The sequence below is a fragment of the Chamaesiphon sp. genome, assembly GCF_041737865.1.
Taxonomy (GTDB): Bacteria; Cyanobacteriota; Cyanobacteriia; order Cyanobacteriales; family Chamaesiphonaceae; genus Chamaesiphon.
This window is the reverse complement of record NZ_JBGSQZ010000044.1, coordinates 1-7,244: the sequence shown is the minus strand read 5'-3', so window position 1 is coordinate 7,244 and position 7,244 is coordinate 1. Positions and strand designations below refer to the sequence as shown.

Here is a 7,244-nt window from a genome sequence, read left to right as displayed (position 1 = left end):
GAATTTTGCTGATTTTAAAGCGGAAATTTCCACCTGTATCGGCACCGCGAATACAGACCGGAAAGAAAAGCTAGACAGCCTATTAACACTCAATTTTCAATCTTTTGCAAAAGTCCAGATCTTAACCGTTTAGAGTATAATAAAGTAATTGCAAATTTCTTCGAGGTGAGAATTTAGAGTGTCAGCAGCACTTGGGAGCACAACTCGGGTCTCCTTCCCTTTTGGTGATAAGTAATGCTTATTTGAATAATTGGAGTGAAGCGGAAATTATTTAAACCCACATTCCGCACTTCGCAAAAGTAGCATGAAAAAGCCTGATTTTACCTTGGCTAGATCGCCAAAATACAACTACTTACAACTAGCAACATCGCTGAATCATCGAGTCGGGAGCATCCTACTTTTTAAAATACTGACAGATAAAAATAACATCGATCGCTGAACTGCATCTATCGATCTCGTACATTCAGATAAAACCCAATGAACTCAGCTCATTTTGAGGCATTCGGCTAAATCTTCATAGCCACCAATGCGTTCGCGATCGAAGAAAATTTGGGGCGTAGTCGCCACTTGATATTTTTGTTTGAATTCATCGACTTGTGCCCGTGATTCTAACTTAATATCCTCAAAATTTAAGCCACAATCTTCAAATAGTTTTACCGCTTTGAGTCCCCACGGGCATACGTGTTCTGGAGTAGACATCCGATATAGCTTAATCTGACAGGAGCTGGGATCGATCTGAGTCATAATCTATATCTAGCAAAGCTTGAGAATGAGTATGTAATTCAGCACTTATCGACCAATATACACATCAGACTAGCCAAATTTCAACTACTTATTTGCATACCATTGCTGCTGCCATCGAGTCATTTGACTGATTTCTGCCTGTTGGGATGCAATGATATTTTGAGCGAGTTTTTGTAACTGTGGACGTTTAGATTTTTTTAATGAATCTTTCGCCATTGTGACGGCACCTTGATGATGAGGAATCATCGCATCGAGAAATCTTTTGTCGAATCGGGCATCGGCTTCACCCAGGGACATATTCATCATCATTGACTCTTTATGCGCGGTTGTCATGGGCATTTCATGATTCATTTCCGTGTGCCACATCGTCGGTGTTGCTGATGCTGTGGGATACCATTGCTTACGCCACTGTTGCATCTGGGCAATTTCTTGCTTCTGCTCGGTGATGATATTTTTGGCAAATTTAACTAATTCGGGGCGTTTGGATTTTTGGATAGCCGATTGAGCCATGACTAAAGCACCCTGATGATGGGGTAACATACTATCAATGAAACGTAAGTCGTAGTTAGCATCCGCAGGGCCGACATCCATATTATGATTCATCATGCCCCCCTGCTTCATCATCCCGCCATGATTCATACCACCATTAGTTTGAGCAAGGTTGGAATTGGAACGGTGAATTGTTAAACCAGCAATCGCGAGGGAAGCGATCCCGATCGATCCGAATAGGATCGCCATCGGTGTGATTAATCGCATTTTAGGATTCATAATATTACTGATGGGGGAAATAGTATTTTTAGTATTACTCCAATTTTAACGGGATGAGATGAAATTAAGATGAAATAGTTAGAGTCGAGATTTCACGTTAATTTCATCTATACTTGGCACGGTCAAAGCTTGCGCTTTTGATAAAAACACGATCTATCGATAATGTCCCCATACCCGACAGCCCATACCCGACAGCCCACACCCCACACCCCACACCCTAACCTCAAATTATGACCGTGCCAAGTATAGTTGGGGGATGATAGCGATCGAGTATGAAAATTTTACTAATCGAAGATGAACCAGATTTAGGTGCCATCATCCAAACCAGTCTCTCACATCATCAATATGTCGTCGATTGGGCTGTCGATGGTAAATCGGGCTGGGAGTATCTAAGCTACGACAGAGATATCTATTCGCTGGCGATTATCGATTGGATGTTGCCCAAAATATCTGGAGTCGAACTCTGTCAGCGGTTACGATCCCAAAAGTATACTATTCCCATTCTGATGTTGACGGCACGAGATCGGATGGAGGATAAAATTACTGGGCTGGATGCTGGAGCCGATGACTATCTGGTTAAACCATTTGGGATGGAAGAGCTACTCGCCAGACTTCGCGCCCTGCAACGTCGCGCCCCGACATTTCAACCCGACAGGTTGCAACTAGGAAATCTCCGGCTAGACTATGGTAATAATGCACTCGTCATTACCGATAAACAGGATAAGGAACACTCGACGGGGTTGACAGCCAAGGAATTTCAACTATTGGAATATCTGATGCAACATCCCGATCGTACCCTAACTCACGACCAAATTCGCCATCGGATTTGGTCGTTTGATTCGGAGTCGGCGAGTAATGTTGTCGCCGCCCAAATTCGGCTATTGCGGAAGAAGTTGGCTGAAGCTGGCTGTGCAAATTCACTTGAAACTGTACGCGGATTTGGTTATCGGCTGAATTCTATTCATAAGTGAAGAGTTGACAGTTGACAGCGGCTCGCTTCGCTCGTCTACGGCTTTGCGAGGGTTTAGCCAGACAAGAGAGCGAATCAAGAAAGCGAGGTTTTTAGAGTAGGGCTTTAAACCCCTGAACATTGGTAATATCAATTATCAATTATTAAAAGTGCATCAGAACAGACTATTTAATCGTACCCGTATTCAACTAACTGGCTTTTATGCGATCGTGATTGGCTCGATCGCACTAACATCTGGCTGCGCGATTCATTTAGTAATGATTCGCGCATTTTCTCGGACAGTCGATCGAGAATTGAATACATTAGTAGGTACCATTCATGATAGTCTTGAAGCGGTGCTAGAACAACCGGAAATAGTCAATCGGTCGGCGATGAATTTATTACCAGGATTGTGTATAGTAGATGGGGAATGTTCGATCTCTAAACCCGATTCTAAGATTGCCGAGCTGACTCAAAAACAAGGTTACTATATCCGATTATTAAACCTAAAAGGTCGCACGATCGCGACTTTAGGGGAGGCACAAAACAAGTTCATAGTTCGCGTTCCAACGGGGAATGAGATGCCAACGATACACTGGGAGACTATTACCGACGATCGAGGCGAACGCTATCATATTCATACACTTCGACTCAAAACGATGCTCCAGGGGCAAGACTGGGGTTATCTCCAAGTCGCTCAATCTTTCCATCATTTAGATGAATACATGAATAGTCTTCATCTAATTTTGATTTTTGGTGTACCACTGGCGATGTTATTAATTAGTGGGGTAAGTTGGTGGTTGTCAGGATTGGCAATGCAGCCAATTTATCAATCTTATCAACAGATCCAACAGTTTACCGCCGATGCCGCTCACGAACTTAGAACGCCCTTGGCTGTGGCGCGAATAGCTGTAGAAAGTACTCTAGATGCCGCTGTCATCGCGCCAGAAACCCGTAATAATTTGGAAATTGCCCCGCGTCAAGTTTACCATCTCAGTCGTCTGGCGGAGGATTTATTATGGCTATCGCGGTTGGAAGCAAAACAATTACCCGTACGCGATCGAGTATGTTGTTTAAATGATTTAGTTAGTGATTTAGAAGAAGAATTAGCTCCTCTGGCGGTTATCGCTGCGATCGATCTGCGGTTAGAAATCCTTACTAATCAGCGACTCGATGTTATCGGCGATAGTGACAGACTTTACCAAGCGATCGCTAATTTGATTAATAATGCGATTCAATATACCCCTGCGGGTGGAGTAGTCACAATTGGCTTAGAATCTTTAGAGCGTAACGCGATCGTCACGATCCAAGATAATGGGATCGGGATTGCTGCGGTGGATTTGCCGCATATTTTCGCTCGCTTTTATCGGGTGCAAACCGATCGATCTAATATCACAGGCGGAACGGGATTGGGTTTAGCGATCGTGCGGGCGATCGTCATAGCGCACCACGGTAGCATCCATGCTGAGAGTCAGCTAGATGTGGGTAGTAAATTTACAGTTCGGTTGCCTGTTAAAACCCAGAAGACTTAAGTTACACCAGTTTAGCTTTAAAAGAGCGTAATTAGTTGAGTTATTCTCTCAAACTATCAAGCGATCGATCGCCCACGAGCATTCAAAAATAGTCACACAGATAACAATATTATTTTCTCGATCGATGGGAGGATAATATGATTGTGACGGGAGCAACCTCAGTGAGTCAAGGACTAGTATTTTTAATTTTGTTAGGTGCGGCTGTCTTGGAAGCTGGGGGCGATGCGTTGGTGCGAAAGGGTTTGCAAAGTCGCGGGCTGGTACAGCAAGTTGAATTTATCTTGCTGGGTGGCTTGACACTATTGGGCTACGGAATTGTGGTGAACTTGCCTCCTTGGGATTTTGGCAAGTTATTGGGGGTTTACGTCACCCTATTTTTTCTGGTGGCTCAATTAATTAATTATTTTGGATTCGGTCAAATACCTAGCATTTCGATCTGGGTCGGAGGTGCTTTAATTGTCACAGGTGGATTGGTGATTACATTCTGGAGAGTTTGAGTGAGTGTCAAAATCTATGTGTGGTTGCCTCGATCGCGATTGCCAGCCTCCGCCAATTTGGGCAACTTACCGCCGCCGACTCAATTGCAATTATCGATCTCGATGCTCATCAGGGTAATGGTTTAGCGCGGACTTTCGCTGGCGTAGTCTCTCCCCTGGAGAATCCCGATCGCACCGTCCACATCTTAGATATGTACAATCAGGATATTTATCCCCAAGATCGTCAGAAGTCGAAAGGCATAAACTCGAACAACTTGCGGCTAAGTGGGGTATCAGCCTTTCTGGCACCATTCGCAGAATAGTTAGGGAGTACAAAGAAGATGCCTAGTTACGGATGCCAACAGATATTGATTATCCCAGATCTCAAGCTTAAAGCTGTGCTAGAGTTTGTCTGTCAAGAATCTAATAAATTAGCTAATTGTGCTATTTATTATTGTCGCCAACTCTATCTCAAGACGGGTCAAATTGCACATCGATACGACCTTAATAAACTACTCAAAACTAATCCTCATTTTAAAGCTTTGTACTCGCACGTTGGGCAAGCTACCTTAACATCTGTAGCTGAGTCTTTCCAATCTTTCAAAGCCTTGAGAAAGCTATCCTTTAGTGGAAAGTTAGACCAAAGACCTCGACTACCTAACTACCGTACCGAAAAGCGAAATAGACAAGTCAGAGACGCTGTTAACAAAGCAGCTAGGTTAATTATCAATCATTGCCTCGACAATCAAATTAAAACGATCGTGTTTGGCTGGAACAAAGGTCAGAAAGATTCAGCTAATATGGGCGCAAAGACTAATCAGAAATTCGTTCAGATCCCTACAGGCAGACTTAAAGATCGTATTGCCCAGCTAGCAGAAACATACGGAATTAAGTTTGTCGAAACCGAAGAATCATATACATCTAAAGCCTCGTTTGTCGATCTTGATGTGCTACCTACTATCGGTGCGAAACCCGATGGGTGGCAACAAAGCGGCAAGCGAGTAAAGCGAGGATTGTATCGTACCGCCAACAATCAATATATCAACGCTGATTGCAATGGTTTATGTCGTTTAAAATAGCTAAAAACTTTACCTAGTAAGGCAATGACGCTATAGACTAATTCTACAACGTCACATTCTAATCCCAATAATCATTCTACTGGAAGATTGAATGTAGCGCGAACACGATCTTGAAATACTGTTAAATCACTATGAGGCTGGGCATTTTCTTGAAATAGGCGTTGGAAGATTGTAAGACCATACTATGACGGCTGTATTGTTACTAAGTCTTTAATTCGGGGAATGCTATCTCTAGCAGTGACAAGCTATTAGTGTTTTCTAAGGTAGGTAACTATTATGGACAGTAAGGATAAAGAGCAACTCAGCGATAGAGAAGTACAAACTGATGACGTATCAGTACCCAGCGATAGAGAAGTACACACTGATGATGTATCAGTATCCAGCCATAAAGAAGTACACACTGATGACGTATCAGTATCCAGCCATAAAGAAGTACATAATGACGATCTTGACTGGTTGTCAGATCGCTTAGATAGGGCGATTAGAGGAATCTTTGTATTGACTTTCCAAAAGCTACCTAAATGGATAGGAAATGCTTTAACGTCAGTATTTAGCAATATATTTAATTTTATTTGGAAAGTAATTCAAGAAGCAACGTACTTTCTTCAAAAAGCCTTTATCTGGTTATTCTGGACGCTACCTAGACAAGTTATTGGATGGTTCGTTGAATCTGCAAACTATTTACTGCGACTAGGAGGAGTCTTTGTTAAGGTCTTGACATTGTTGACAGTTGTTTTTGGACCATTACTTGTATCGCTCAATACAGGTTTATTCTTAGTTGGAGCCATTGTTTGGTGTCTAATGGCTATCGTAGGAGCAATTTGGGGATTAATTTACCTCAATAGAAGTAAATGGAAAATTGGGCAGACGATAGGACGATTAGCTAACAAATTAAAATTTTGGCAGCAAGGCAGTGTGCCAGAGGTTGCAGAAAAGTAGTCTTATTTCTAGCTTCTTAGGGGTCAGCCAGCAAATCAAATACAGTGAACAGATCGCCGAGATATTTATATTTCGGTTCAAGCTTTCTGATGCCGCTAATTTCAGTAGTTAGACGACAATTATCAATAGATTTTGCTACCTTTTGTCCCTAAATCCACCCACAGTGGGTTCAAACTCCACCTGACAAGTTCCTGTAGCCCCATTCCGATTCTTAGCCACATTAATCTCCATCAGCCCTCTAGCCGCCGTCTGAGCGTCATAGTACTCCTCTCGATACAGTAACAGTCCAACGTCCATATCCTGCTCGATATCACCACTGTCTTTGATATCAGCCATCCCAGGACGCTTATTAGACTGACTCTCCACACCTCGATTCACCTGCGCCAATGCCACGAACGGCACATCAAACTCCTTGGCGATATCCTTGAAAGCTCCAGAAAGTTTACCCACTGCTTGCGCTCGATTACCTGCGGCTCTATCTCCTAGCTTTTGAATGTAGTCCATTACCACCAATCCCAAACCACCGCGCTCCGACTTCACCCGTCGCAGCACAGAGCGCATTCGTGAGGGATTTTGAATACTGGCAGGAGTATCGTCAATAATTAACGGTAATTGCTTTAGCTACCCAGATGGGAATCCCCACACCATAGCGTACCCGCTTGGTGTGGGATGAAAGGCGCGTGAGCAAACGATTCCACCCGACTAGAATCCAACAAGCGCAGCTCTTGGCGAGTAGTCGGGTGGATGAGCAAGCGAA

Annotated in this window: 8 protein-coding genes and 1 pseudogene; 6 read left to right on the top strand and 3 right to left on the bottom strand. The window is 43.3% G+C overall.

Annotated elements, in window-relative coordinates:
• Window positions 1-483: 483 nt before the first annotated feature.
• Window positions 484-744: a glutaredoxin domain-containing protein gene (locus ACEW9J_RS02990; protein WP_373543661.1), complete on the bottom strand. Its 261-nt coding sequence runs from the start codon at window positions 742-744 to the stop codon at window positions 484-486.
• A gap of 84 nt (window positions 745-828) precedes the next feature.
• Window positions 829-1,512: a DUF305 domain-containing protein gene (locus tag ACEW9J_RS02985; protein WP_373543660.1), complete on the bottom strand. Its 684-nt coding sequence runs from the start codon at window positions 1,510-1,512 to the stop codon at window positions 829-831.
• Window positions 1,513-1,784: 272 nt separating this feature from the next.
• On the opposite strand from ACEW9J_RS02985, the gene rppA reads away from it, so the two are divergent.
• The 6 genes from rppA to ACEW9J_RS02955 all read left to right on the top strand — a co-directional run bounded on the left by rppA (window position 1,785) and on the right by ACEW9J_RS02955 (window position 6,487).
• Window positions 1,785-2,483, top strand: coding sequence for a two-component system response regulator RppA (gene rppA, locus ACEW9J_RS02980; protein ID WP_373543659.1), 699 nt, complete (start codon window positions 1,785-1,787; stop codon window positions 2,481-2,483).
• Between the two features lie 148 nt (window positions 2,484-2,631).
• Entirely contained in the window at window positions 2,632-3,993 is a 1,362-nt protein-coding gene (rppB, locus tag ACEW9J_RS02975) for a two-component system sensor histidine kinase RppB (RefSeq protein WP_373543658.1), read from the top strand.
• Between the two features lie 161 nt (window positions 3,994-4,154).
• Window positions 4,155-4,490, top strand: a complete 336-nt coding sequence (locus tag ACEW9J_RS02970) for a hypothetical protein (protein WP_373543657.1) — start codon at window positions 4,155-4,157, stop codon at window positions 4,488-4,490.
• Window positions 4,487-4,792: a hypothetical protein gene (locus ACEW9J_RS02965; protein WP_373543656.1), complete on the top strand. Its 306-nt coding sequence runs from the start codon at window positions 4,487-4,489 to the stop codon at window positions 4,790-4,792. Before ACEW9J_RS02970 ends, ACEW9J_RS02965 begins: the two co-directional genes overlap by 4 nt.
• An 18-nt stretch (window positions 4,793-4,810) precedes the next feature.
• Window positions 4,811-5,548, top strand: a complete 738-nt coding sequence (locus ACEW9J_RS02960; RefSeq protein WP_373543655.1) for an IS200/IS605 family accessory protein TnpB-related protein — start codon at window positions 4,811-4,813, stop codon at window positions 5,546-5,548.
• 276 nt (window positions 5,549-5,824) lie between these two features.
• Window positions 5,825-6,487 (top strand): hypothetical protein, encoded by a 663-nt coding sequence (locus ACEW9J_RS02955; protein WP_373543654.1) that lies wholly within the window; start codon window positions 5,825-5,827, stop codon window positions 6,485-6,487.
• A 135-nt stretch (window positions 6,488-6,622) separates the two neighbouring features.
• On the opposite strand, the pseudogene ACEW9J_RS02950 reads toward ACEW9J_RS02955, so the two are convergent.
• Window positions 6,623-7,108, bottom strand: a pseudogene (locus ACEW9J_RS02950) (DnaB-like helicase C-terminal domain-containing protein); the annotation flags it as partial.
• Window positions 7,109-7,244: the final 136 nt, after the last annotated feature.